Source organism: Micromonospora sp. NPDC047521 (genome assembly GCF_055587305.1).
Genome location: NZ_JBVJGN010000009.1, coordinates 1 through 23841, shown reverse-complemented (window position 1 = coordinate 23841; position 23841 = coordinate 1). Strand labels below are relative to the sequence as shown.

Below are 23841 nucleotides of genomic sequence, written 5' to 3'. Positions count from 1 at the left end.
GATGGGGATCATGCTGCCCGGCGAACTCGCCGGCCTGCTGAACGAGCTGGGCTACACCTGGCCCAAGTCGGACGAGGCGAAGATGTTCGAACTCGGTCAGATGTGGATGGAGATGGCCGAGTCGTTGAACAACGCGGCGGCGGAGGGTACGGCGGCCGCGCAGCGGGTGCTGGACGGCAACCAGGGCGACGCGTTGACCGCGTTCCAGCAGCGCTGGGAGTCGGGAGGCTCGGCGATATCGGTGCTCCGCGACGGTGGCACCGGCGCGCAGATGGTGGCCGCGACGCTGTTCGTGTGCGCGCTGATCGTCCTCGCCCTCAAGATCAACGTGATCGTCCAGCTGATCATCCTGCTGGTGCAGATCATCCAGGCGCTCGCGACGGCCGCGCCGACGTTCGGCGCCTCGCTGCTGGAGATCCCCGTCTTCAAGAAGCTCACCGACATCGTCCTGAACATGCTGATCGACCAGGCCATCGGGGTGGTGCTGGGATGACCTCTCCCCTGCCCGAGCTGTATGTCGGCGTCGACGTGGAGGCGGACGGGCCGATCCCCGGGCCGTACAGCATGATCTCGCTGGGTATGGCCGTGGCCGGGCGTCCGGACCTGACGTTCTACACCGAGCTGCGGCCCATCTCCGACGAGTTCGTGCCGGCCGCGCTGGCCGTGTCGGGTCTGGACCGGGACCGCCTGCTGCGCGAGGCGCCGACCGCCCCCGAGGCGATGGCATCGGCGGCAGCCTGGGTCAACGGGCTCCGCCGGATCGGTCGTCCGGTCTTCCTCGCCGCGCCCGCCGTCTGGGACGGCATGTTCGTGCACTGGTACTTCGTACGTTTCGTCGGCCACAGCCCGTTCGGCGCCACCGGGTCCGGCGTGGATCTGCGCAGCTACTGGATGGGGTTGACCGGCAGCGAGTGGGTCCAGACCCGCAAGGGCAAGATCAAGCATGAGCTGGGTCTGCACGACGTGCCACACACCCACCACGCCGGCGAGGACGCCGCCGAGCTGGCGCAGGTCTTCGACGCCGTACTGCGCCGCCGGCAGTCGGACGGGCCGCGATGACCGGCCGTCGGCGGGACCTGCCGGACGGCGCCACCACTGCCGCCCGGGGCATCGTGGCGCAGGCCGCCCGAAGCATGATGCGGCGGGCCGACGACGTGGCGGGCGAGGCCGCCGAGACGGCGACCACCCGTGCCGCCCGCCAGATCCCGCAGGGCTTCACCGAACGGCAGTGGACCCGCTTCGCCCGGGGCGCCCGGCAGACCCAACGGCAGGCCGGGCTGCCCGACGGTGACCTGGTCGCCCACGGCAGCCGGGTGAAGGGCACCGCCCGCCCGGACTCCGACATCGACGTGGCGCTCATCGTCGACGACAAGACCTTCTTCGACCTCGCCGAACGCTCCCTGTCCCGGGCGCCGGACGGCACCCGGCTGCGCAAGACGATGCTGCGCCGGATCAACGAGAACGGTCAGCTCGCCAGCTTCGACCTCGGCACCGACTTCACCCACCTGCGGCGCGAACTGATGGACACGCACGTACCGCACAAGGTGCAGTTCTCCGTGCTGCGCCGGGGCGGCAAGTTCGACAACGGCCCGTTCCTCCCGCTCGATTGAGCGGATCCGCATCTGGCAAGGTGACAGACGTGCAGACGACGTTGCAGTTCCTCATCATGGTCGACGGCCCGCTCACGGCGGCGGAGCTGCTCGACCTGATCCGCACCCGGCTGCCCGACGCGGTGCCCTACCGCCGGGACTCGGTGGACGTCCGGGGCAACCTGCTGGAGATCAACCCCAACGAGGACGCCAACCCGCAGCTCGCCGCCACCGACGAGGACGACTACCTCTACTTCCGGTGGCGGGTGGAGCTGACCCCGATGGACCGGACGGTCGACGAGGCACACCAGATCGCCCTCGCCCGGGAGCTGCTGCGGGCGATCGAGGGACCGCAGGTGCGGGCGACCGTGTGCGCCGCGTTCGAGGACCGGGTCTGACCCGCGCTCAGCCGAGCAACCGGGGAGCGATGACCGCCTCCCGCACGCTGCCGTCCGCGCCGCGGCTCACCTCGTACGCCGAGACGCCCTCGCGGTCCGCGATCGCCTCGACCAGTTGGGTGCCCCGGTAGACGAGACCGACCCCGTCGTCGGTGCAGTGGCTGGTGGGCAGCGTCCCGTCGCCGACCAGCTCGTGCATCAGCGGTCGCCGCTGGGCCTCGCTGTCGTAGTGCACCCCGTTGCCGTACGGCAGCCAGGCCAGCCCCTCGGTGAAGCCGCGCAGTCGGGGGCCGAAGCTGTCGGTGGCGCCGCCCACGTGCCAGCAGATCGAGCCGGCGGAGACGCCGGCCAGCACCACGCCGGCCTGCCAGCACTCGTGCAGGATCTCGTCGAGCCCGTGCACCCGCCAGACGGCGACGAGATTGGCCACGCTGCCACCGCCCACCCAGACGACGTCCTGGGCGAGCAGGTGGGCGCGGACGTCGTCGACGTTCGGCATCGGGAAGAGGGCGAGGTGCGACAGCCGGAACCGGGTGTCGGCGAACGCGCCGTACACAGCTGTCAACGAGGTGGGCTGGTCGCCGACGGCCTGCCCGAGGTAGCACACCCGGGGCTGCTCCCCGGCCTGGGCCAGCTCCGCCGCCAGCTCGAAGACCGGGCTGGGACGCATGTCGTACGGCCCTCGGTCGCCCCGGAAGAAGCCCATGCTGGTGGCGATGATCGTCGGGTCGCTGGCAGGCATTCGTCGTCTCCTTCGTCGGTGCTGACGGCGTCCATCCTGCCGCAGCCCACACCCGCGCGAGGATGACGCCGCTCAGCAGGCCCGGCGCTGGCGGGGCACCACCACCGCGTCGGCCGGCAGCCCGTCGAGGGGCGACTCACCCGCGGGCAGCTGCGCGGCTGCGGCACGCGGCAGGGTGAACCGCTCGGGCGCGGCCGGGCCGGCGGCGGTCGACTCCCGGAGCATCCACAGCACCTCGTCAGTCGTCCAGCCCAGGCTCGGGCGACGGGCGATCTCCCGGAGCAGTCGCCTGCCGACGCGGGTGTCGTCGTCGTAGAACCGCATGCACCAGTGGTGCGTCCACATGCCGAGCGCCCGCAGACCGGCGTCGTCCAGCGAGTGGGCCAGGCGACCGCAGGCGGTGTCGGCGAATGGCCGCTCGATGTCGCCCGCCCGGTCCCGTTCGAGGGCGCCGACCGCGGCCGGCCCGACGGCCCGCATCCGGCGGTAGAAGGACTGGGCCACCGCCCGGGGCAGCGGCGGGAACGCGCCAGGTGTCGACGCCGCCGCCCGACCCGCCACGCTCGCCATCGCCGCACCCCTTCTTGAATTGGTGGCCGGACGTTACCCGGGACGACTGACACTTCCGGGCGGAAACCTCCCGCGGATCAACGGGTTCGCGGCACCGGAGACCCTGTCGTGACGCAGACCTCCTGATCACCGTGGCGGGAACGGGCGCTGGAGGTGGGAGGGTGGCGAGGCAGAGCAGAGGAGACAGCGATGACCGCCCTGGCCCGGGTGCCCGACTCACTCACCGGGCAGCTCGTCACGCCCGGCGACCGTCGGTACGCGCAGCTGCGCTCGACGTACACGACCGCCGCCTCGCCGGCCGCCGTCCTGCTGCCGAAGACCACCGCGCAGGTGGCCGACGCGATCCGCTACGCCCGGGAGCAGCGGCTGCCGATCGCCGTCCGCAGCGGCGGACACGGCCTGTCCGGCGTCTCCTCGAACAACGGTGGCCTGGTCATCGACCTGTCCATGCTCAACCGGGTGCGGGTGCTCGACGAGCGCGCCGGCCTGGTCCGGGTCGAGGCGGGCGCCCGCTGGGCGAACGTCGCGAAGGCGCTGGCCCCGTACGGCCTGGTGATCAGCTCGGGCGACCACGGCGGCGTGGGAGTCGGCGGCCTGGCGACCGGCGGTGGTGTCGGCTGGCTGGTCCGCGCCCACGGGCTCACCATCGACCGCGTCCGCGCGGTGGAGGTGGTGCTCGCGGACGGGACGCTGGTACGCGCCGACGCCCAGCACGAGCCGGACCTGTTCTGGCTGGTCCGGGGCGCCGGTGCGGGGGCGGGGATCGTGGTGGCGTTCGAGATCGAGGCCGTCGAGCAGCGCAACGTCGGGGTGGCGCAGCTCGTCGTCGAGGCACACCCGGACGGCCGGACCCTCCGCGAGTGGGCGAGCTGTCTGGCGCAGGCCCCCCGGGAGCTGTCCGCGGCCGTCGTGCTGTTCGCAGAGGGACGCTCGGCGCTGATGTCCGTCACCGCCGTGGTCGCCGCCGAGAGCCCGCGCCGGGTCCGCCCCGTGGTGGAGCCGCTGCTGGCCATCGGCAAGCTGCTCGAACACCGGACCGACCTGCTGCCCTACCCGACGTTGGTGCCTACCGCGCACCTGCACCCGAACGTCGGACAGCAGCGGAGCACGACCACGAACGGCCTGTTCAGCGGGCTGGACGACGCCGGGGCGCGGGCGTTGATGCGGGCGGTGACCGGGCCGGGCCGGGCGGTGCTCCAGCTCCGCTCGCTGGGCGGGGCGGTGAACGACGTCGCCGCGGACGCGACGGCGTACCCGCACCGGCACCAGGATGTCCTGGTCGTGGCCTCGGTGTTCCCGCCGCAGGGCGACACGGCGTTGGACACCGCCTGGCGGGGAGCCGCAGGTCGGGCCGACGGCGCGTACGTCAATTTCGAGAGCCGGCCGGACCCGGCGGCGTTCGCCCGCATCTACCCGGGCGAGACGGGCGCGCGGGTGCGGCGGCTCTGGCGACGGTACGACCCGGACGGCGTGTTCCGCTCGCCCCTGCTGACGGCACGACCCCAACGGTCGGGACAGCAGGTACGGTCCGGCCGGCCGGCGCGGTCCGGGCAGGCGCGGTCCGGCCAGCCGCACCGGCGTCGCCGCTGAGCCTCGCCCGCCTGGCGGTACGCGCCGGGGTCGGCCCACACCCAGGTCCGATTCCCGCCAGCCGACGGTCGGGTGAGCGGGGCATCATCGGTGACGTGGAGATGGACTTCGAGCGGTGCTACCGGGCCGTGGACAGCCGTGACCAGCGGTTCGACGGCTGGTTCTACACGGGCGTGACGTCCACCGGGATCTACTGCCGGCCGTCCTGTCCGGCGACCACACCCAAGCGGCAGAACGTCCGGTTCTTCTCGTCCGCCGCTGCGGCGCAGGGTGCCGGGCTGCGCGCCTGCCGCCGCTGCCGGCCCGACGCCGCGCCCGGCTCCCCCGAGTGGGACGTCCGCGCGGACGTGGTCGGCCGGGCGATGCGGCTGATCGCCGACGGGGTCGTCGACCGGGGCGGCGTGCCGGGGCTGGCGGCCCGACTGGGCTACACCGAGCGGCACCTGCACCGGATGCTGCGTGCCGAGATGGGCGCCGGACCGCTCGCGTTGGCCCGTGCCCAGCGGGCGCAGACAGCCCGGATCCTGATCGAGACGACCGGACTCGGGATGGCCGAGATCGCGTTCGCTGCGGGTTTCGGCAGTGTGCGGCAGTTCAACGACACGGTCCGCGAGGTGTACGCGAGCGCCCCGTCCGAGCTGCGCGCCGCCCGTGGCCGGCAGCAGGCGGCACCCGGCGCGGGGACCATCTCGCTCCGTCTGGCGTACCGGCCGCCGCTGCACGCCCGGGCGCTGCTGGGCTTCCTCGCGCTGCGGGCGCTGCCGGGCGTGGAGGAGGTAAGCGACGGGACGTACCACAGGGGGTTGCGGTTGCCGCACGGCGTCGGACAGGTGGTCCTGACCCCGGCGGACGGGTACGTGGCGGCGACGCTGCGCCTGGCCGACCTGCGCGATCTGGCGCCGGCGGTGGCCCGCTGCCGCCGGCTGCTCGACCTGGACGCGGACCCGGTGGCCGTCGACGGGACGCTGGCCGCGGATCCGGCGCTGGCGCCGGCGGTGGCGGCGGAGCCCGGAATCCGGGTCCCCCGGGCGGTGGACGGCTTCGAGATGGCGGTCCGGGCCGTGATCGGCCAGCAGATCTCGGTGACAGCGGCAAGAACAACACTGACCCGTCTGCTGAAGCAGGTTGATCATGAAGTTGTCGCAGGCGATGCCGCCATGTCGGGACAACAACCTCACGATCGACACGTCGAGGGCCGGGGCGACCTGCGGGGGTTCCTGAGCGCGGAGGAACTGTTGTCGGTGCCGGACGCCGGGTTCGGGATGCCGGCGGGGCGGCGGGAGACCCTGCGGGCGTTGGCTCGGGCGGTGGTGGACGGGTCGGTCGACCTGGCGCCGGGGGGCGACCGGGAGGAGACCGTACGGCGGCTGCTGGCCCTGCCCGGCATCGGCCCGTGGACGGCCGGCTACCTGGCCATGCGCGCCCTCGGCGACCCGGACGTCTTCCTCGGCACCGACCTGGCCGTCAGGCGCGGCGCGGCGAGCCTCGGCCTGCCCGACGACCCCACGACCCTCGGCGCGTACGCCGACCGCTGGCGCCCCTGGCGGTCCTACGCCACCATCAGACTCTGGAGAGCGGCATGAGCATCGACAGCACCGTTGTGAACACCCCGGCCGGCCCACTGAGCATCCTCGCCGGCCCGGACGGCGACGTGCGGGCGGCAGGCTTCACCCCGGACCCGGCGGCACTGCTGCCCCTGGTCCACCCGACGCTGCGGGCACCCCTGCGGCGGCGGGACGACCTCGGCCCGATCAGCACGGCCGTCGAGTCCTACCTGGACGGCGACCTGGCCGCTATCGACGCGGTGCCGGTACGGCAGCACACAAGCGGCGCGTTCATGGCACACGCCTGGCAGGTGCTGCGCGAGGTGCCCCCGGGCACCCCTGTCACCTACACCGGGTACGCGGCGCTGGCCGGTCGACCGCCGGCGGTGCGGGCCGCCGCGGCCGCCTGCGCCCGTAACGCCGCCGCGCTGTTCGTGCCCTGTCACCGGGTGCTGCGTACCGACGGGACGCTCGGCGGCTACCGCTGGGGGTTGGACGTGAAGACGTGGCTTCTCGGTCACGAGCGACGGCTGACAGCAAGCTGACACAGGAATCGACAGGTATTGACGCTACCGTCGGGTAGTGCCTGCGGAGAACGACGGCGACCCGGCCGCCCGGGTCGCCGCGGGTCCCCACCCGGTGCACAACCTCTGGCGGCTGCGCCGCTACCTGCGCCCGTACGCCGTCGAGTTCGCCTGGCTGCTCGTCGCGGGCCTCGCCGGCACGGCGGCCGGGATCGCCGTACCCCTTGTGGTGCAGCGGGTGGTCGACGGCCCGGTGGCCGGGCGCGAGCCCGGTGCGCTGATCCAGCTCGCCGGTCTGGCGCTGCTGCTCGGCGTGGTCGAGGCGGTGCTCATCTTCATCCGCAGGTGGGTGCAGTCCTCGTCGGCGGTGGGCATGGAGGCGGCCCTGCGCGCCGACGTGTACGCCCACCTGCAACTGTTGCCTGCGAGCTTCCACGACCGCTGGCAGTCCGGCCAGTTGCTCTCCCGGATCACAAGCGACCTGTCGGTGATCCGCCGGTTCCTCTCGTTCGGCGTGTTCTTCCTGCTGCTCAACGTCACCACCTACGTGGTGGTCGTGGCGCTGCTCGTGCATCTGCACCCGGCGCTCGGGCTGCTCGTCGCGGCCAGCGGGGTGCCGCTGCTGCTGATCAGCCGTCGGTTCGGCAGGCACTACCACACGGCGTCGCGCCGGATGCAGGACCAGCAGGGCGACGTGGCGACCCTGGTCGAGGAGACCGCGCAGGGGCTGCGCACCATGAAGGCGTACGGCCGGGGGCCCGAGCTGGCCGCCCGCTTCGCCGGTGGGGCGCGGACGCTGCACGACACAGGCGTGGGCAAGGGCCGACTGCTGGCCAACACCTCGGCGCTGCTCGACCTGGTGCCGAACGTGACCCTGGGCGTGGTGCTGGTCGCCGGGGCCGCCGCCGCCGCGCGGGGCGCGCTCACCATCGGCGAGCTGGTGGCGTTCGTGAGTCTGCAACTGATGCTCATCTGGCCTGTGCAGTCGCTGGGTTGGATCATCGCCAACGGCCAGGAGGCCGCCACCGCGGCCGACCGCATCCAGGAGGTCCTGGACACCCCGCCGCAGATCGTGGACGCCCCCGACGCGCTGGCGCTTCCCCGCGACGCGGTGGTCGGCCGGCTCCGCTTCGAGAAGGTCTCGTTCCGCTACCCGGGCGCCACCGCCCCGGTCCTGCGCGAGGTCGACCTGACCATCGAGCCGGGCGAGACCGTGGCCCTGGTCGGCGCCACCGGCTGCGGCAAGAGCACCCTGCTCTCCCTGGTGCCCCGGCTACACGAGGTGACCGGGGGCCGGATCACGCTGGACGGGCACGACCTGCGTTACCTGCGCCTGGACTCGCTGCGGCGGCTGGTCGGGATGGCGTTCGAGGAGCCGACGCTGTTCTCCATGTCGGTCCGCGAGAACCTCACACTGGGCCGCCCGGACGCCGACGATGACGAGGTACGCGCCGCGCTCGCGCTGGCGCAGGCGGAGTTCGCGTACGACCTGCCGTGGGGGTTGGCCACCAGGGTGGGTGAGCAGGGGCTGTCCCTCTCCGGAGGGCAGCGGCAGCGGCTGGCGCTGGCGCGCGCAGTGCTCGGCCGTCCGGCGTTGCTGGTGCTTGACGACCCGCTGTCCGCCCTCGACGTGCACACCGAGGCGCTTGTCGAGGCGGCTCTGCGGCGGGTCCTGCGCAGCAGCACCGCACTGCTTGTCGTACACCGCCCGTCGACCATCGCGCTCGCCGACCGGGTCGCCCTGCTCGCCGGCGGACGGATCACGGCGATCGGCAGGCACTCCGACCTGCTGGCCACGGTGCCGGCGTACCGGGCCCTGCTCGCCGCCGAACCATCGTCCGGGGAGCCACCGCCGGCCGCGTCCACGACGGACGGATGGGGCCTGGTGCGCTCGTGACGCAGGAGGCCGACCCGCCACCCGGGGAAGAACCGGAGCTGACCCGGTGGCGCGGCACCGCCACCGACCCGGAGGCCGACCGGAGCCGCGCCGAGGACAGCAGCCCGGAGGCGGTGGCCCGGCTGCGCCGCCTCAGCCGCACCCTGCTGGCCGACCTGCTGCGCCCACACCGGCGCCGGCTCGTCGTCGCCGTCGCTCTGCTGCTGGCGCAGAACGCCGCCGCGATGGCAGGCCCGTACCTGGTGATGGTCGGCATCGACAGGGGCATCGCGCCGCTGCGGGACGGGGACGCGGTGCCGCTGGCCGCCGTCGCGGGAGCGTTCGCCGCCGCAGCCGTCGGCGAGTACGCGGCCCGCCGGGGCTTTCTGACCCTCTCCGCCCGGATCGGCCAGGCCGTCCTGCTGGACCTGCGGCAGCGCGTGTTCGGGCACTTCCTGGGGCTGTCGGTGGGCTTCCACGAGCGGTACACGTCAGGCCGCATGGTCTCCCGGCTCACCAGCGACCTGGACTCGATCGCCGAACTCGTCAACGGCGGCATCGACAGCCTGGTGCTGGCCGCCCTGTCGATCCTCTCGGTGGCCGCCATCCTGCTCTGGCTGGACCTGCCGCTGGCCGCTGTGACACTGCTCGCGTTCCCGTTCCTGTTCCTGCTCTCCCGCTGGTTCGCCGGGGCGTCGGCAAGCGCGTACCGGCGGACCCGCGAAGCTGTCGCGCTGGTCATCGTGCACTTCGTCGAGTCGATGCGGGGCATCCGGGCGGTGCAGGCGTTCCGACGGGAGCCCCGCAACCAGCGGATCTTCGTGGCGCTCGGCGACGAGTACCGGCAGACCAGCCTGCGCACGTTCCGGCTGATCGCCACCTACTCCCCCGCGATCAAGCTGATCGGCAACGTCACTGTGGCGGTGGTGCTCTGCTACGGCGGCTGGCGGGTGCTCGGCGGACGGACCGAGGTCGGTGTGCTCGCCGCGTTCCTGCTCTACCTGCGCCGCTTCTTCGAGCCGATGCAGGAGCTGAGCCAGTTCTACAACTCACTCCAGTCGGCCACCGCCGCGCTGGAGAAGCTGGCAGGTGTCCTCGACGAACGGCCCGCCGTCGCCGAGCCGGCCCGGCCGGTGCCGCTGCCGACCGGCCCCGGTCGCGGCGAGGTGGCCTTCCGCGCGGTCTCCTTCGGCTACCGCCCGGACACCCCGATCCTCGACGGGCTGGACCTGGCAGTGCCGGCCGGGCAGACCGTGGCGCTGATCGGCCCGACAGGCGCCGGCAAGTCGACGATCGCCAAACTGGTCGCCCGCTTCCACGACCCGGACACCGGCACGATCCGCCTCGACGGGGTCGACCTGCGCGACGTGGCCGACGCCGACCTGCGCCGCGCGGTGGTGCTGGTGACCCAGGAGAACCACCTGTTCAGCGGGAGCGTGGCGGAGAACATCAGGTTCGGCCGGCCCGGCGCCGACGACGACGCCGTGCGGGCCGCCGCCCGCGCCATCGGCGCGCACGAGTTCATCGCCGCGCTCCCCGACGGGTACGCCACGCAGGTGCACAGGCGCGGCGGCCGGCTCTCCGCCGGGCAGCGGCAGCTCGTCGCGTTCGCGCGGGCGTTCCTCGCCGACCCGACAGTGCTGATCCTGGACGAGGCGACGTCGTCGCTGGACGTGCCGACCGAGCGGCTGGTCCAGCGGGCGCTCGGCACCATCCTGCGTGACCGCACCGCGCTGGTGATCGCCCACCGACTCTCCACCGTGGAGACCGCCGACCGGGTGCTCGTCATCGACGGCGGGCGGATCGTCGAGGACGGCCCGCCCGCCGTGCTGGCCGAGACGGGAGGCCGGTACGCGGCCCTGCACCGCCAGTGGCGCGACTCGCTTGTCTGACCCGGCGATGCGCAACTGCGTGGCCCGGCCCCCTGGTGATGCCTACGATCGCAGGATGACCGACACGGCGAGAACGGCCCGCGCCGGTGTCCCCGACCGTCCGACCCTGGACGGGCTCGAGGAGACCTGGGCGCGCCGCTGGCAGGAGGAGGGCACGTACGCGTTCGACCGCGCCAGGCAGCGGGCCGACGTGTACGCCATCGACACCCCGCCGCCGACCGTATCGGGCGAGCTGCACATGGGGCACGTCTTCTCGTACACGCACACCGACACCGTCGCGCGGTACCAGCGGATGCGCGGCAAGGCGGTGTTCTACCCGATGGGCTGGGACGACAACGGTCTGCCCACCGAGCGTCGCGTGCAGAACGTGTACGGGGTGCGCTGCGATCCGTCGCTGCCGTACGACCCGGTGTGGCGGCCACCGGCGACACCTGTCGACGACTCGGCACGCCGCGACCCCACCCCGCTGTCGCGGCGCAACTTCATCGAGCTGTGCGAGCGGCTGACCGTCGCCGACGAGCAGGCCTTCGAGGCGCTGTGGCGGCGGCTCGGGCTGTCCGTGGACTGGTCCCTGACGTACACGACGATTGGTCGGGTGGCCCGGGCGACAAGCCAGCGGGCGTTCGTGCGCAACCTGCTGCGCGGCGAGGCGTACCAGGCGGAGGCGCCGACGTTGTGGGACGTCGGGTTCGCCACCGCTGTCGCGCAGGCGGAGCTGGAGGATCGGGAACGGCCCGGCGCGTACCACCGGTTGCGGTTCACCACTGCCGACGGGCGTCCGGTGCTCATCGACACCACCCGCCCGGAGCTGCTGCCGGCCTGCGTGGCGCTCGTCTGCCACCCGGACGACGAGCGGTACGCCGACCTGGTGGGCGGTACGGTGCGCAGCCCGCTGTTCGGCGTCGAGGTGCCTGTGCACGCCCATCCGCTCGCCGACCCGGCCAAGGGCACCGGCATCGCGATGGTCTGCACGTTCGGCGACCTCGCCGACGTGACCTGGTGGCGTGAGCTGCGACTGGACACCCGGGTGGTCATCGGCCGGGACGGCCGCCTGCTGCCCGAGCCGCCGGCCGGGGTGCCGGCCCAGCCGTACGCGGCGCTGGCCGGGCAGACAGTCAACGCCGCCCGTCGCGAGATCGTCGGGATGCTTGCCGACGCGGGCGACCTGATCGGTGAGCCGCGCCCGATCACCCACCCGGTCAAGTTCTACGAGCGGGGCGACCGGCCACTGGAGATCGTCTCGACCCGGCAGTGGTATCTGCGCAACGGCGGCAGGGACGCCGATCTGCGGGCGACGCTGCTGGCCCGGGGCGGGGAACTGCACTGGGTGCCGGCGCACATGAAGCACCGCTACGACAACTGGGTGGGCGGCCTGACCGGGGACTGGCTGGTCAGCAGGCAGCGCTTCTTCGGGGTGCCGGTGCCTGTGTGGTACCGGCTCGACGACACTGGCGAGCCGGACTGGTCCCACCCTCTCACGCCTGACGAGACGGCGCTCCCGGTCGACCCGTCGAGCGACCCGGCGCCCGGCTACGACGAGTCCCAGCGCGGCCGGCCGGGTGGCTTCATCGGCGACCCCGACGTGCTGGACACCTGGGCCACCTCGTCGCTGACCCCGCAGATCGTCGGCGGCTGGGAGACCGACCCGGACCTGTTCGCGCGGGTCTTCCCGATGGACCTCCGCCCGCAGGGGCAGGAGATCATCCGGACCTGGCTCTTCGACACCGTGATCAGGTCGCACTTCGAGCACGGGGTGCTGCCCTGGCGGGACACCGTGCTGTCGGGCTGGATCCTCGACCCCGACCACAAGAAGATGGCCAAGTCCAAGGGGAACGTGGTGACCCCGCTGGCACTGCTGGAGCAGCACGGCTCGGACGCCGTGCGCTACTGGGCGGCCAGCGGCAAACCCGGCACCGACCTGGCGTTCGACCCGGCCCAGATCAAGGTCGGCCGGCGGTTGGCCACCAAGCTGCTCAACGCGTCCAGGTTCGCGCTCGGGTTGGGCGCGGCCGACGCGCTGCGCGCCACGGCGACGACCCCGCTGGACCGGGCCATGCTCGCCGAGCTGTCCACAGTCGTCACGGCGGCCAGCTCCGCCTTCGACGCGTACGACCACACGACCGCGTTGCAGGTGACCGAGGCGTTCTTCTGGCGGTTCTGCGACGACTACATCGAGCTGGTCAAGGAACGCGCGTACGGCGCCGGAGCGGCTGCCGACTCGGCACGGGCGGCGCTGGCGTCGGCGCTGTCGGTGCAGTTGCGACTGTTCGCCCCGGTGCTGCCGTACGTCACCGAGGAGGTCTGGTCGTGGTGGCGGTACGGCTCGGTGCACCGCGCGCCGTGGCCCACCACGTACGAGGTGGCCCGCACGATCGAGGGGACGGGTGAGCCGGCGCTGCTGCGGCTCGCCGGTGACGCGTTGAGTCAGGTGCGACGGGCCAAGTCGGAGCGGAAGCTGTCGATGAGGGCCGAGGTGCCGCTGGCCGAGGCGCTCGGCCCGGCGGCGCTGCTGGAGCAGCTCGCCCTTGTCGCCGACGACCTGCGGGCGGCCGGCCGGATCGGCAAACTCGACATGCTGCCGGACCGCACCCCGGAACTCGTCATCGCCTGCGCCTTCTGACGGCAGCCGTCCGCCGCCGCCCACCCCCCGGGGGCGGCGGCGGACGGGTCGTCACCAGCCGCGCAGGAACCGCAGGCCGAGCAGGATCGCGACCACGGCGGGCCCGACCAGCAGGGTGATCGCCTGGAGCCGGTACGGCATCCGGTGCCGGGTCAGCTCCACCGCGTTGCCCAGCACTATCGCTCCGGCCAGCATGAGGAACACCCCCCACCAGCCGGTCTCCAGGTGGATCAGCTCCACCCGGATCAGCAGCAGGGTCAGGCCGAGCAGCGCGCCGGTGAGCGCGAGCAGCGCCACCGCCCGGTGCAGGCCGCGGGCCAGCGGATGGGCCGCCCGCCAGCCGTAGGTGCCGGCGACCGCCAGGCAGGGCAGCACCACCAGCAGCGGCCATCCCCTGCCCATCACGCCGAACATCAGCAGCGCGCCCACCGCGAACACCAGGGTGCCGACGCAGGCGATGACGTACCCGGCGAAGGCCCGACCGCCACCCCGGGCCAGCAGCGGCCCACCGCTGGCGGCGATCAACGCGGCGGGGATCAGGATGAAACCGGCCCACCAGTGGAACCGGCCGCTGCCCTGGGCGGCCGTCGCGACCGTGGCACAGGCCAGCCCGGCGACCGCCAGGCTTGTCAACCAGGGCCGGCTCCTCCGGGAGTACGGGTCAGACAACGACATCCGCTCCGCTTCGACGCTCACGCCCACAAGCGTGGCCCGCCGCCCCGGGGGCCGTCCATCCGGCCAGCACTACCGGCGGATGGTGGCTGGCCGGAACAGCGAGGCGCACCGTCAGCTCGTCTCGCCGGCCACGCTGAACGACCGCAGACGGTCGACGGCCAGCACTGTGAAGCCGACGCTGACCAGCACGGTCATCACCGACGCCACGGGCACCGACACGCTGGTCTCCAGCAGCCCGGTGGGGGCGAGCCGGTCGGCGAGGGCGATCACGTACTGCTGGATGGAGAGCACCTTGGTGCCGCTGACGAAGTTGCCCAGCAGCCCCTCCCAGATCAGCACGTAGACCAGGCCGAGCAGCACCGGCCGGCGAGTGACGAGGCTGAGGGCGAGGAACAGCGCCGAGTACGCCAGCGCGCCGAGGGCCGAGGCGGCGGCCAGCGCCAGACCGAGGCGTACCGAATCGGCGAGGACGCCCGCGACGTAGAGCGGCACCGCCACGGTGACCGCGGTCACCCCGGCGGCCACCGCGAGCTTCGGCAGCACGATCTGCCAGCGCGGCAGCGGCTTGGTCAGGATGTGCACCACCGTGCCGTCGTCGATCTCGGCGCCCAGCACGCCCGTGCCGATGATCAGCGCAACCACCGGCAGCACCACGGCCAGACCGAGGCCCACCAGGACCGGTGGCCCCCACTGCCCGGGGTCCACCCCGAGGGACCGGCAGAGCACTGCCAGACCGAGCAGCACCAGCGGCAGCGGAAGCAGCAGCAGGAACCGACGCCTGCCGAACAGCCCGCGCGTGGTGATCCAGGTAATTGTCGACATGGTCTCAGGCCTCCACCAGGTAGGAGAAGACGCTCTCCAGGGATTCGTCGGACGGCACCAGCTGGCGCACCCGGATGCCGCGGTCCAGGGCGATCCGGGGCAGCGCCCGGGTGAAGGCGCCGTAGTCGCCGGCGCGCACCGTCAGGCCGGTACGGTCCAGTTCGACGCCGCTCACCGACTCCTCGGCGATCAGCGCGACGGCCAGCGCCCGGTCGTCGGTGGAGCGCACCGCGAAGACGTGCGGACGGTTCGTCATCAGCCGGCGGATGGTCCGGAAGTCGCCGGAGGCGGCCAACCGGCCCGCCACCATCACCTGCACCGTGCCGGAGACCTGCTCGACCTCCTCCAGGATGTGCGAGCTGAACAGGATCGTCCGGCCGGCGTCGCCCAGGGTGTGCAGCAGCTCCATCATGTGCAGCCGCTGGCGCGGGTCCATGCCGTTGAACGGCTCGTCGAGCAGCAGCACCTGCGGGTCGTGCACCAGCGCGGCGGCCACCCGCGCACGCTGGCGCATGCCCTTTGAGTACGTGCCGATCCGGCGGTCCTGCGCCGACTCCAGCTCCACCAGGTCGATCGCGCGTCGGGCGGCCGCCGCCGGATCGGCCAGCCGGTGCAGCTTCGCGCTGGCCAGCACGAACTCGTACGCGGTGAGGAAGCCCTGCACCGCCTCCCGTTCACTGACCAGCCCCAGCCGCCGGTAGACGTCGGGGTTGCGCCAGGTCGGTTCGTCGTCGAGGGTGACCGTGCCGCGCGACGGGGACAGGAACCCGGCCATCATGTGCAGCAGCGTGGTCTTGCCGGCACCGTTCGGGCCGAGCAGGCCGGTGACGCCCGGCCCCAGGGCCATGCTGATGTCGTTGACCGCGACCACGTTGCCGTACCACCGGGACACCCCGGTAAGGCTCAGCGTGCTCATCAGGAGGCGACCTTCCGGTAGCGGGCCAGCAGGAGGGCTGTCGCGCCGGCGACGAGCAGCACCGCGGCCAGGGCGTAGACGGGGCCGAAACCGCCGATCATCATCTCGCCCGGATCGCCCTCGACCAGGAGGTCACCCAGCGACCAGATGCCGACGCCCTGCACCAGGGTGGAGGGGGAGGCGAGCCCGGCCAGTTCGTTGGCCGCCTGCGACGGCAGGATGCTCAGCACGCCGACGATCGGGGTGGTCATGAGGAAGACCGCGACCACACCGCCGGCGGCGAAGGCCCGCTTGCCGGTCAGCGACGCGACAAGCAGCCCGATCGAGGCGAAGACCACCGCCCAGAGGCCGGCGTAGAGCAGCCCGGGCAGCAGGTCGAGCAGCTCGTTCCAGACCCCGCGCATGCCGTCCTTGGTGGTGAATGCGGCACCCAGGAACATCACCAGCTGCGGCCCACCGAGCAGCAGCCAGAGCGCGGTGACGAGCGCCAGCAGCTTGGCCAGCGCGTAGTCGGTGCGCGGCAGCGGTCGGGAGAAGTACAGCGGCAGCACCCCGCTGCGCAGGTCGCGGGAGACCAGCTCGGGCGCGGCCACCGCGACGAAGAAGATGACCAGCCAGCTCATCGCGTCGGCGAACTGGGCGTACGTGGCGACCGGCTCGCCGATCTGGCTGCGTACCGCCGCCAGGGCCACCGCGACCAGGGTGACGATCCCGACCACCAGCCACGGAAAGATCTTGGCCTTGACGCTGCGCCCGAACCCGAACGTGGTGCGCAACCCGTGCAGGTAGAGCGCGCCGAAGACGTGCCGCCGGCCCAGCCTCGGGCCCTGGTAGCGCTGGTAGCCGATGTCGTGGATGACGCCTGTCGGCGCGGAGCGCACGGCGGCGGTTGACGGCTCAGGCATGGGTGAGCTCCCTCGTCGCGAAGAGTTCGGCCACCCGGTGTCGACGCTGGTCCAGTCGGTGCAACGGCAGGTCCAGTTCGGCGACCGCGCCGAGGATCAGGTCGTAGGTGCCGTCGTCGGCGAGCGGCACGAGAAGCAGCCGGCCCTCGCGCGCCACCGGCAGGTCGAGCGCGGCCAGCCGGGCGGCCAGTTCCTCGGTGCCCTCGCTGACCTCCACGGCGAGCACGTCGGTGGCGGAGGTCATCGCGGAGATGTGGTCGGCGCGCAGCAGCCGGCCGCCGTCGATCGCGACGAGCGTGTCGCAGATCCGTTCCACCTCGCCGAGCAGGTGCGAGCAGACCAGCACGGAGATGCCGAACTCGGTGCCGATCCGGTGCACCAACGCCAGCATGGCGTCGCGGCCGGCCGGGTCCAGACCGTTCGTCGGCTCGTCGAGCAGCAGCAGGTCGGGGTCGTGCACCAGCGCCTGGGCGAGCTTCACGCGCTGCTTCATACCGGTGGAGTAGCCGCCGACCGGACGGTAGCGCTCCTCGTACAGCCCGACGTGGCGAAGCGCCTCGGAGGCCCGTTCGCGTGCCGCCGTACGGGGCAGGCCGCTCATCCGGCCGAGGTGGGTGACCAGCTCGGCGGCGGACAGGTCCGGCGGGAGGCAGTCGTGCTCGGGCATGTAGCCGACCCGGGCGCGGACGGCAGCCGGGTCGGCCGTCGGGTCGATGCCGAGCACCGAGACCTGACCACTGGTCGGGGCGATCAGGCCGAGCAGGATCTTGATCAGCGTGGATTTGCCGGCGCCGTTCGCGCCCACCAGACCGATGATCCCGGGCTCGACGGCGACGGTGAGGTCGGTCAGCGCGGTGACCCTGCCTCCGTACGTCTTGGTGAGCGACTGGGTCGCTATCAGTGTCACGCTGCCCAGCGTAGGGAGTCGATGCGCACCGGAGGCACCGGCGCGCCCCCGGTACCTCCCTGATCCTTGCCGCAGTGGACCCCTAGGGTCCGTCGCCCCTGGTGTCGGAGCGTCAGCGCCGGTCCCGTGTTCGGCCGGACCCCGACTGGGGAAAGGCCTCCGGAAGGTGACACCATTCACTTCCCGTTCGCCGGGCAGTGTCTCGGTGGCCTGCCGGGCCGACGGCGCCCGCCCGCCCCGGTCGTGGAGTGGCGCCCTCGACCGATCGGCGGTCGGCTGCGAAACTGTGTGCCGGTCAGCGAGTGGGGGGTGTGGATGAGCAACGGCTGGGTGCTGCCCGACGAGGTGCTCCGGGGCGCGCCGGCGTACACGCCGCGTCCCGGTGAGCTGGCGGATCTTGAGCTGCTGCTGACCGGTGCGTACGCCCCCCTGACGGGGTTCATGACCCGCGCCGACCTGGTCTCGGTGAGCCGGCGGGGCCGGTTGGCCGACGGCACCCCGTGGCAGGTCGCGGTGACCCTCCAGGTGCCGACGGCACTGGCCCAGGGTTTCGATCCGCGTGACCCGGCCCGCCGGGCGCTGGTGCTGACCGACGGCGAGGGCGCGCCTGTCGCCGGCCTGGACGTGTCGGACGTCTGGCCGGTGCGCGACGGCGTTGCGGGCGTCGGCGGTCAGGTCCGGCGGCTGGGTGACGGTGGCCACGGCCCGTTCCAACGGTTGCGCCGCAGTCCGGAGGAGGTGCGGGCTTTGCTGCCCCCGGGTCGGGTGCTCGGCGTGATCGCCGACCGGCCCCTGCACCGCCCGCAGCTCGCCCAGATCGCGCACGCCGCCCGTACCCTGGCCGCGCACCTGCTGGTGATGATCCCGGTCGGTGAGGGCGGCGCCGGTGGGCTCACGCCTGAGGCGCTTGTGCGGTCCGTGTTCGCCGCACGGGACAGGATGCCGCCCGCCACCCTGGTCGCGGTGCCGCTGTCGCACCGACGCGAGGAGATCGACGACGCGCTGCTGCGCGCCCGGGTCTCCGCCGCGTACGGCGTCACCCACCTGCTGTCCACCGGGGAGATGCTCTCCGGTGCCGGGCTGCGGGTGCTGGTGCCGCGCGAGCTGGCGTACGACAACCGGGACGGGCAGTGGCGGTGGCGGGAGGACATCCCGCCGCGCAACCGTCGCCTCGCGCTGACCCAGGCCGAGATCGACGATCTGCTCGACAGGGGTTTCCCGCTGCCGGAGTGGCACACCCCGCCCGCTGTGGCGAAGGAGCTGGCCAAGGCGCGGCCGGCGCGCCGGCACCGCGGGCTGGTGGTCTTCCTGACCGGGCTCTCCGGCTCGGGCAAGTCGACTGTGGCCCGAGGGCTGACCGACGCGCTGCGGGAGAGCGGCGAACGGACGGTGACCCTGCTGGACGGGGACGTGGTGCGCCGGGAACTCTCCGCGGGATTGGGCTACAGCAAGGCCGACCGGGATCTCAACGTCCGGCGGATCGGCTGGGTGGCGGCGGAGATCGCCCGGCACCGGGGGGTGGCTGTCTGCTGCCCCATCGCCCCGTACGCGGCGGCGCGCGCCACGGCGCGGGAGATGGCTCTGAGCGCCGGGGCGGGTTTCGTGCTGGTGCACGTCGCCACCCCGCTGGAGGTGTGCGAGCAGCGGGACCGCAAGGGCCTGTACGCGCGGGCCCGCGCCGGCCTGCTCACCGGCATGACGGGCATCGACGACCCGTACGAGGTGCCGACCGACGCCGAGCTGGTGCTGGACACCACCGACGTGAGCGTGCCGGAGGCGGTGGAGGCCGTGTTGCAGCACCTGACGGAGACCGGCTGGGTGGAGTTGAAGATCCCGTCCAGCTGAGGCGTCGTCGCACCCCGTTTCTTCCGCAGGTACCCGCCACGCGCTAGTGTTCATCTTTGTTGGAACACGTTCGACCGCGTGAGAGTACGTGGGGACCGGGGAGGCACGGCGAATGCTCGCTCAGCAGCGGCAGACGGCCATCCTGGAACGGGTCCGGTCCGCCGGCGGCGTCCGGGTGACCGACCTGGCCACCGAGTTCGGCGTCTCCGACATGACCATCAGGCGCGACCTGGAGGCGCTGCACGAGCGCGGCCTGCTGGCCAAGGTGCACGGCGGCGCGACGGCCGCCGGCCCGAGTTCGACAGACGAACCGGGCTTTCGCGCCAAGTCGGTCCGTCAACTGCCGGAGAAGGCCGCCATCGCCGACCGGGCCGCGCAGCTCGTCCGCCCCGGCGCGGCGGTCGCGCTGTCCGCCGGCACCACCACCGCCGAACTGGCCCGCAGGCTGGTGGACGTGCCAGGCCTGACCGTGGTGACCAATTCGCTGCCGGTTGCCGAGATCCTGCACGGCGGCGGTCGACCGGACCAGACGGTGGTGCTCACCGGCGGCGTACGCACACCGTCGGACGCGCTGGTCGGCCCGCTGGCCGTCGACGCCATCCGGACACTGCACCTGGATCTGCTCTTCCTGGGCGTGCACGGCATCACCGAACGGGCCGGCTACACCACTCCGAACCTCATGGAGGCGGAGACCGACAGGGCGTTGGTGGCGGCGGCGGACCGGTTGGTGGTGCTCGCCGACCACACCAAGTGGGGCACGGTGGGCATCTCCTCGATCGTCGGGCTGGCGGCGGCGCACGTGCTGGTCAGCGACGAGGCGTTGCCTACACCCGCCCGACGGGTACTCGGCGAACAGGTGGGTGAGTTGATCATCGTGAAGGCGACGGGGGCGGGACGCGCGACGCGCACGCCGACGAGTGAGGGGACGGCGCCGTGAAGCGCACCGCGATCGACTTGGCCGACGGCCGGGAGCTGATCTACTTCGACGAGCGCGACGACGCCGTACGCGACCAGCCGGACCGTCGGGAGCTGCCACCGCCGCCGCCCGCGTCCCAGCTGCGCTACGACCCGCTTACCGACGAGTGGGTCGCGGTGGCCGTGCACCGGCAGACCCGCACCTTCCTCCCGCCGGCGAACGAGTGCCCGCTCGACCCGTCGGTCGGTGACCGGTTGACCGAGATCCCCGCTCCGGACTACGACGTTGTCGTCTTCGAGAACCGGTTCCCGTCGCTGAGCGGCCGGGTGGCCGACGAGCCCGGGGAGATCACCCCGTTCACGCCGGTCCGCCCCGGCCTGGGCCGGTGCGAGGTCGTCTGCTTCACGTCGGACCACAACGCCTCCTTCGCCAGCCTCCCGCCGCGCCGGGTCCGTACCGTGCTTGACGCGCTCGCCGACCGGACCGAGGTGCTCGGCGAGCTGCCCGGGGTGGAGCAGGTGTTCTGCTTCGAGAACCGGGGCGTCGAGATCGGCGTCACGCTGCACCACCCGCACGGGCAGATCTACGCGTACCCCTTCGTGACGCCGCGCACCCGGGCGCTGCTGGCCGCGGCGCGGCGGCACGCCGAGCGGACCGGCGGCAACCTGTACGCGGACGTGCTGGCCGCCGAACGCGCCTCCGGCGAGCGGGTGGTCGCCGAGAACGACCACTGGACGGCGTTCGTCCCGGCTGCGGCCCGCTGGCCGTTCGAGGTGCACGTGGCGCCGCGCCGGGTGGTGCCGGACATCCCGGCGCTCAGCGACGGCGAGCGGGACGCGTTCGGGCCGCTCTACCTGGATCTGCTGCGCCGCTTCGACGGGCTGTTCGACATGCCGATGCCGTACATCTCGGCGTGGCACCAGGCGCCGGTGCGGGTCGACCGGGAGCTGGGCCATCTGCACCTTCAGCTGTTCAGCATCCGGCGGGCCAAGGACAAGCTGAAGTATCTGGCGGGCTCGGAGTCGGGGATGGGCGTCTTCATCAACGACATCTCCCCGGAGCGGGCCGCCGAGTTGCTGCGCGCCGCCTGAGAAGGGTGTGAAACAGGGCGCGGGGGGCCCGGGACAGGGCCCCCCGCAGGGAAGGGACGGCTGGCTGTGCACGACACAGCCGGGAAGGCTGGCTGATCGGCAGGCATTGCCGCGAGGCGACCGAAGTCAACCTTCCTGGACGCGACTGGCATCTCGTCCACCCTGCTCAACGAGGCGCGGCCGGTGACGGTGACGCCGAGGCCGTGTGTCGAGCACTGGACACGCCGGAGCCCGCCGACACATGCCGACGGGCTCCGGTGCTGTGGTATCTGCCAGCTCAGGCGAGCTTGCGGGCCAGGTTCTCGTCGAGCGCGTTCATGAACTCGTCGGTGGTCAGCCACGGGGCGTCGCGCGAGATGAGCAGCGCGAGGTCCTTGGTCATCTGGCCGCCTTCGACGGTGTCGACGATGACCTGCTCCAGGGTGTTGGCGAACTCGGTGACCGCCGGGGTGCCGTCCAGCTTGCCCCGGTGGGCCAGGCCCCGGGTCCAGGCGTAGATGGACGCGATCGGGTTGGTCGAGGTCTTCTCGCCCTTCTGGTACTGCCGGTAGTGCCGCGTGACGGTGCCGTGGGCGGCCTCCGCCTCGACGGTACGGCCGTCCGGGGAGAGCAGGACCGAGGTCATCAGACCCAGCGAGCCGAAGCCCTGCGCGACGGTGTCGGACTGCACGTCACCGTCGTAGTTCTTGCAGGCCCAGACGTAGCCGCCCTCCCACTTGAGCGCGGCGGCGACCATGTCGTCGATGAGCCGGTGCTCGTAGGTGATGCCGGCGGCGTCGAACTCGGCCTTGAACTCGTTCTCGAACACCTCGGCGAAGATGTCCTTGAACCGGCCGTCGTACGCCTTGAGGATGGTGTTCTTGGTGGACAGGTAGACCGGGTAGTTGCGGTCCAGCCCGTACCGGAACGAGGCCCGGGCGAAGTCCCGGATCGACTCGTCGTAGTTGTACATACCCATGGCGATGCCGCCGCCGGGGAAGTTGGCGACCTCCATCTCCATGGGGGCGCCGCCGTCGGCCGGGGTGTAGGTGATGGTCACCGTGCCCGGGCCGGGGACGACGAAGTCGGTGGCCTTGTACTGGTCACCGTGGGCGTGCCGGCCGATGATGATCGGCTTGGTCCAGCCGGGGACGAGCCGCGGCACGTTGGACATGATGATCGGCTCGCGGAAGACGACGCCGCCGAGGATGTTGCGGATGGTGCCGTTGGGCGACCGCCACATCTTCTTCAGGCCGAACTCCTCGACCCGGGCCTCGTCCGGGGTGATGGTCGCGCACTTGACGCCGACGCCGTGCTCCTTGATGGCGTTGGCGGCGTCAACGGTGACCTGGTCGTCGGTCTCGTCGCGGTGCTGGATCGACAGGTCGTAGTAGTGCAGGTCGACGTCGAGGTAGGGCAGGATCAGCTGCTCACGGATCTGCTTCCAGATGATCCGGGTCATCTCGTCGCCGTCGAGCTCCACGACCGGGTTGTTTACCTTGATCTTCGCCATCGGCCGGCGCTCCTCTCGGGGGACACGTGCTCAAGCAGTACGAGCGTACTGCAATTGGGCCGGCAGCCCCCAGCCGGCCTCTACCGGCCGGCGGAAACCGGGCTGCACGGCACAGCATTTCCCTGACACCATCACCCGATGCCTCTGAGCCGCACCCTCGGGTCTATCACGGTCACCGCGCTCACCGACGGGGAGGGCCCCTTCTTCCAGCCCCGCGCCGAGGCGTTCCCCGAGGCCACAGCGGCGCACTGGCGGGAGGCCGACCGCCGCGACCCCGGCTCGGTGACCGCCGACGGGCAGTGGTGGCTGCCGTTCCGCGGCTTCGCGATCCGCGTCGACGACGGGCCGGTGACCCTGGTCGACGCGGGCATCGGGCCGCCGGACTCCCCCGGCGCGAGCTGGGCGCCGGTGCCCGGCCAGCTGCCCGCCGAACTGGCCGCCGCGGGCATCGACCCGGCCGACGTCGACACGGTCGTACTCACCCACCTGCACAGCGACCACATCGGTTGGGCGGTGACCGGCACACCTGGTCTGCCGTACTTCCCGAACGCGGCCTACCTGGTGCAGCGCGCCGAGTTGGACGCGGCGGAGACCATCAGCCCCCGCCTGCCGGCCGGCCTGATCGCGCCGTTGCGCGCCGCCGGCCAGCTCCGGGTGGTCGACGGTGAGACCACCCTCACCCCGGCGGCGCGACTGCTGCCGACGCCCGGGCACACCCCAGGCCACCAGTCGGTGCTGCTGGAGGCCGCCGACGAGCGGGTGCTGATCACCGGCGACCTGCTGGTGCACATGGTGCAGCTCGTCGACCCCGACCTGGCGTACGCCCACGAGGTGGACCCGGACCTCGCCCGGGCCTCCCGGCGAAACGCCCTGGACACCCACTCCCCCGTCGTCCTGGCCACCCCCCACCTGGCCACCCCCTTCACC

The 23841-nt window shown here is 72.5% G+C and carries 21 protein-coding genes and 2 pseudogenes; 15 read left to right on the top strand and 8 right to left on the bottom strand.

Going from position 1 to position 23841, the window contains the following annotated elements:
• The first annotated feature begins 1 nt into the window (after position 1).
• Genes ACZ6N8_RS19990 through ACZ6N8_RS19975 form a run of 4 tightly spaced genes read left to right on the top strand, consistent with a single transcriptional unit; the run spans position 2 to position 1987 of the window.
• Positions 2-493 (top strand): WXG100-like domain-containing protein, encoded by a 492-nt coding sequence (locus ACZ6N8_RS19990; protein WP_466011814.1) that lies wholly within the window; start codon positions 2-4, stop codon positions 491-493.
• The gene (locus ACZ6N8_RS19985; RefSeq protein WP_466011812.1) at positions 490-1059 is read left to right on the top strand and encodes an exonuclease; all 570 of its coding nucleotides are present in this window, start codon (positions 490-492) and stop codon (positions 1057-1059) included. The genes ACZ6N8_RS19990 and ACZ6N8_RS19985 overlap by 4 nt, the downstream gene beginning before the upstream one ends.
• Positions 1056-1610 carry a nucleotidyltransferase domain-containing protein gene (locus tag ACZ6N8_RS19980; RefSeq protein WP_387115771.1) on the top strand — a complete coding sequence of 185 codons (555 nt, stop codon included), beginning with the start codon at positions 1056-1058 and terminating at the stop codon, positions 1608-1610. Before ACZ6N8_RS19985 ends, ACZ6N8_RS19980 begins: the two co-directional genes overlap by 4 nt.
• Before the next feature lie 29 nt (positions 1611-1639).
• Entirely contained in the window at positions 1640-1987 is a 348-nt protein-coding gene (locus ACZ6N8_RS19975) for a hypothetical protein (protein WP_139585502.1), read from the top strand.
• A 7-nt stretch (positions 1988-1994) separates the two neighbouring features.
• On the opposite strand, the gene ACZ6N8_RS19970 is transcribed toward ACZ6N8_RS19975, so the two are convergent.
• Positions 1995-2729, bottom strand: a complete 735-nt coding sequence (locus ACZ6N8_RS19970; protein ID WP_387115766.1) for a Type 1 glutamine amidotransferase-like domain-containing protein — start codon at positions 2727-2729, stop codon at positions 1995-1997.
• Between the two features lie 72 nt (positions 2730-2801).
• On the bottom strand, positions 2802-3299 hold the full coding sequence (locus tag ACZ6N8_RS19965) for a hypothetical protein (RefSeq protein WP_466011810.1): 498 nt from the start codon (positions 3297-3299) through the stop codon (positions 2802-2804).
• A 189-nt stretch (positions 3300-3488) separates the two neighbouring features.
• Here ACZ6N8_RS19965 and ACZ6N8_RS19960 point away from each other — a divergent pair, with 189 nt between their 5' ends.
• The 7 genes and pseudogenes from ACZ6N8_RS19960 to valS all read left to right on the top strand — a co-directional run bounded on the left by ACZ6N8_RS19960 (position 3489) and on the right by valS (position 13345).
• On the top strand, positions 3489-4889 hold the full coding sequence (locus ACZ6N8_RS19960) for an FAD-binding oxidoreductase (protein ID WP_466011809.1): 1401 nt from the start codon (positions 3489-3491) through the stop codon (positions 4887-4889).
• Positions 4890-4984: 95 nt separating this feature from the next.
• Positions 4985-6011, top strand: a pseudogene (locus tag ACZ6N8_RS19955) (bifunctional transcriptional activator/DNA repair enzyme AdaA); the annotation flags it as partial.
• Positions 6012-6094: 83 nt separating this feature from the next.
• Positions 6095-6472, top strand: a pseudogene (locus tag ACZ6N8_RS19950) (DNA-3-methyladenine glycosylase family protein); the annotation flags it as partial.
• Positions 6469-6978 carry a methylated-DNA--[protein]-cysteine S-methyltransferase gene (locus tag ACZ6N8_RS19945; RefSeq protein WP_387115754.1) on the top strand — a complete coding sequence of 170 codons (510 nt, stop codon included), beginning with the start codon at positions 6469-6471 and terminating at the stop codon, positions 6976-6978. The pseudogene ACZ6N8_RS19950 and the gene ACZ6N8_RS19945, both read left to right, overlap by 4 nt.
• Positions 6979-7015: 37 nt before the next feature.
• Positions 7016-8854 (top strand): ABC transporter ATP-binding protein, encoded by a 1839-nt coding sequence (locus ACZ6N8_RS19940; protein WP_466011807.1) that lies wholly within the window; start codon positions 7016-7018, stop codon positions 8852-8854.
• Positions 8833-10725: an ABC transporter ATP-binding protein gene (locus ACZ6N8_RS19935; RefSeq protein WP_466011805.1), complete on the top strand. Its 1893-nt coding sequence runs from the start codon at positions 8833-8835 to the stop codon at positions 10723-10725. Before ACZ6N8_RS19940 ends, ACZ6N8_RS19935 begins: the two co-directional genes overlap by 22 nt.
• Positions 10726-10780: 55 nt before the next feature.
• Positions 10781-13345 carry a valine--tRNA ligase gene (valS, locus tag ACZ6N8_RS19930; protein ID WP_466011803.1) on the top strand — a complete coding sequence of 855 codons (2565 nt, stop codon included), beginning with the start codon at positions 10781-10783 and terminating at the stop codon, positions 13343-13345.
• Between the two features lie 51 nt (positions 13346-13396).
• On the opposite strand, the gene ACZ6N8_RS19925 is transcribed toward valS, so the two are convergent.
• The 5 genes from ACZ6N8_RS19925 to ACZ6N8_RS19905 all read right to left on the bottom strand — a co-directional run bounded on the left by ACZ6N8_RS19925 (position 13397) and on the right by ACZ6N8_RS19905 (position 17570).
• A complete protein-coding gene (locus ACZ6N8_RS19925) occupies positions 13397-14041 on the bottom strand; it encodes a hypothetical protein (protein WP_357988213.1) in 645 nt (214 codons plus the stop codon).
• Between the two features lie 90 nt (positions 14042-14131).
• Positions 14132-14842 (bottom strand): ABC transporter permease, encoded by a 711-nt coding sequence (locus ACZ6N8_RS19920; protein ID WP_466011801.1) that lies wholly within the window; start codon positions 14840-14842, stop codon positions 14132-14134.
• A gap of 4 nt (positions 14843-14846) precedes the next feature.
• Positions 14847-15758, bottom strand: coding sequence for an ABC transporter ATP-binding protein (locus ACZ6N8_RS19915; RefSeq protein WP_466011799.1), 912 nt, complete (start codon positions 15756-15758; stop codon positions 14847-14849).
• Positions 15758-16663, bottom strand: coding sequence for an ABC transporter permease (locus ACZ6N8_RS19910; RefSeq protein ID WP_466011797.1), 906 nt, complete (start codon positions 16661-16663; stop codon positions 15758-15760). Before ACZ6N8_RS19910 ends, ACZ6N8_RS19915 begins: the two co-directional genes overlap by 1 nt.
• Complete coding sequence (locus ACZ6N8_RS19905; RefSeq protein WP_364375293.1) at positions 16656-17570, bottom strand: ABC transporter ATP-binding protein; 915 nt, start codon at positions 17568-17570, stop codon at positions 16656-16658. The genes ACZ6N8_RS19910 and ACZ6N8_RS19905 overlap by 8 nt, the downstream gene beginning before the upstream one ends.
• Positions 17571-17885: 315 nt before the next feature.
• On the opposite strand from ACZ6N8_RS19905, the gene cysC reads away from it, so the two are divergent.
• From cysC to galT, 3 genes are all read left to right on the top strand, one after another.
• Positions 17886-19415, top strand: a complete 1530-nt coding sequence (gene cysC / locus ACZ6N8_RS19900; protein WP_466011794.1) for an adenylyl-sulfate kinase — start codon at positions 17886-17888, stop codon at positions 19413-19415.
• Positions 19416-19527: 112 nt separating this feature from the next.
• Entirely contained in the window at positions 19528-20352 is an 825-nt protein-coding gene (locus ACZ6N8_RS19895) for a DeoR/GlpR family DNA-binding transcription regulator (protein ID WP_466011793.1), read from the top strand.
• Positions 20349-21422 carry a galactose-1-phosphate uridylyltransferase gene (gene galT, locus ACZ6N8_RS19890; RefSeq protein WP_357988236.1) on the top strand — a complete coding sequence of 358 codons (1074 nt, stop codon included), beginning with the start codon at positions 20349-20351 and terminating at the stop codon, positions 21420-21422. The genes ACZ6N8_RS19895 and galT overlap by 4 nt, the downstream gene beginning before the upstream one ends.
• 277 nt (positions 21423-21699) lie before the next feature.
• On the opposite strand, the gene ACZ6N8_RS19885 is transcribed toward galT, so the two are convergent.
• Positions 21700-22914, bottom strand: a complete 1215-nt coding sequence (locus tag ACZ6N8_RS19885) for an NADP-dependent isocitrate dehydrogenase (RefSeq protein WP_203176969.1) — start codon at positions 22912-22914, stop codon at positions 21700-21702.
• A gap of 138 nt (positions 22915-23052) precedes the next feature.
• Between ACZ6N8_RS19885 and ACZ6N8_RS19880 the strand changes: the two genes are divergently transcribed.
• Positions 23053-23841: MBL fold metallo-hydrolase (locus tag ACZ6N8_RS19880; protein ID WP_466011790.1), on the top strand; the 789-nt coding region annotated here is incomplete at its 3' end.

Bases quoted from the DNA above. Each gene is read 5' to 3' on its own strand.
- ACZ6N8_RS19990 (WP_466011814.1), top strand. From the start codon at position 2: ATGGGGATCATGCTGCCCGGCGAACTCGCCGGCCTGCTGAACGAGCTG.
- ACZ6N8_RS19985 (WP_466011812.1), top strand. From the start codon at position 490: ATGACCTCTCCCCTGCCCGAGCTGTATGTCGGCGTCGACGTGGAGGCG.
- ACZ6N8_RS19980 (WP_387115771.1), top strand. From the start codon at position 1,056: ATGACCGGCCGTCGGCGGGACCTGCCGGACGGCGCCACCACTGCCGCC.
- ACZ6N8_RS19970 (WP_387115766.1), bottom strand. From the start codon at position 2,729: ATGCCTGCCAGCGACCCGACGATCATCGCCACCAGCATGGGCTTCTTC.
- ACZ6N8_RS19965 (WP_466011810.1), bottom strand. From the start codon at position 3,299: ATGGCGAGCGTGGCGGGTCGGGCGGCGGCGTCGACACCTGGCGCGTTC.
- ACZ6N8_RS19960 (WP_466011809.1), top strand. From the start codon at position 3,489: ATGACCGCCCTGGCCCGGGTGCCCGACTCACTCACCGGGCAGCTCGTC.
- ACZ6N8_RS19945 (WP_387115754.1), top strand. From the start codon at position 6,469: ATGAGCATCGACAGCACCGTTGTGAACACCCCGGCCGGCCCACTGAGC.
- ACZ6N8_RS19935 (WP_466011805.1), top strand. From the start codon at position 8,833: ATGGGGCCTGGTGCGCTCGTGACGCAGGAGGCCGACCCGCCACCCGGG.
- valS (WP_466011803.1), top strand. From the start codon at position 10,781: ATGACCGACACGGCGAGAACGGCCCGCGCCGGTGTCCCCGACCGTCCG.
- ACZ6N8_RS19920 (WP_466011801.1), bottom strand. From the start codon at position 14,842: ATGTCGACAATTACCTGGATCACCACGCGCGGGCTGTTCGGCAGGCGT.
- ACZ6N8_RS19915 (WP_466011799.1), bottom strand. From the start codon at position 15,758: ATGAGCACGCTGAGCCTTACCGGGGTGTCCCGGTGGTACGGCAACGTG.
- ACZ6N8_RS19910 (WP_466011797.1), bottom strand. From the start codon at position 16,663: ATGCCTGAGCCGTCAACCGCCGCCGTGCGCTCCGCGCCGACAGGCGTC.
- cysC (WP_466011794.1), top strand. From the start codon at position 17,886: ATGAGCAACGGCTGGGTGCTGCCCGACGAGGTGCTCCGGGGCGCGCCG.
- ACZ6N8_RS19895 (WP_466011793.1), top strand. From the start codon at position 19,528: ATGCTCGCTCAGCAGCGGCAGACGGCCATCCTGGAACGGGTCCGGTCC.
- ACZ6N8_RS19885 (WP_203176969.1), bottom strand. From the start codon at position 22,914: ATGGCGAAGATCAAGGTAAACAACCCGGTCGTGGAGCTCGACGGCGAC.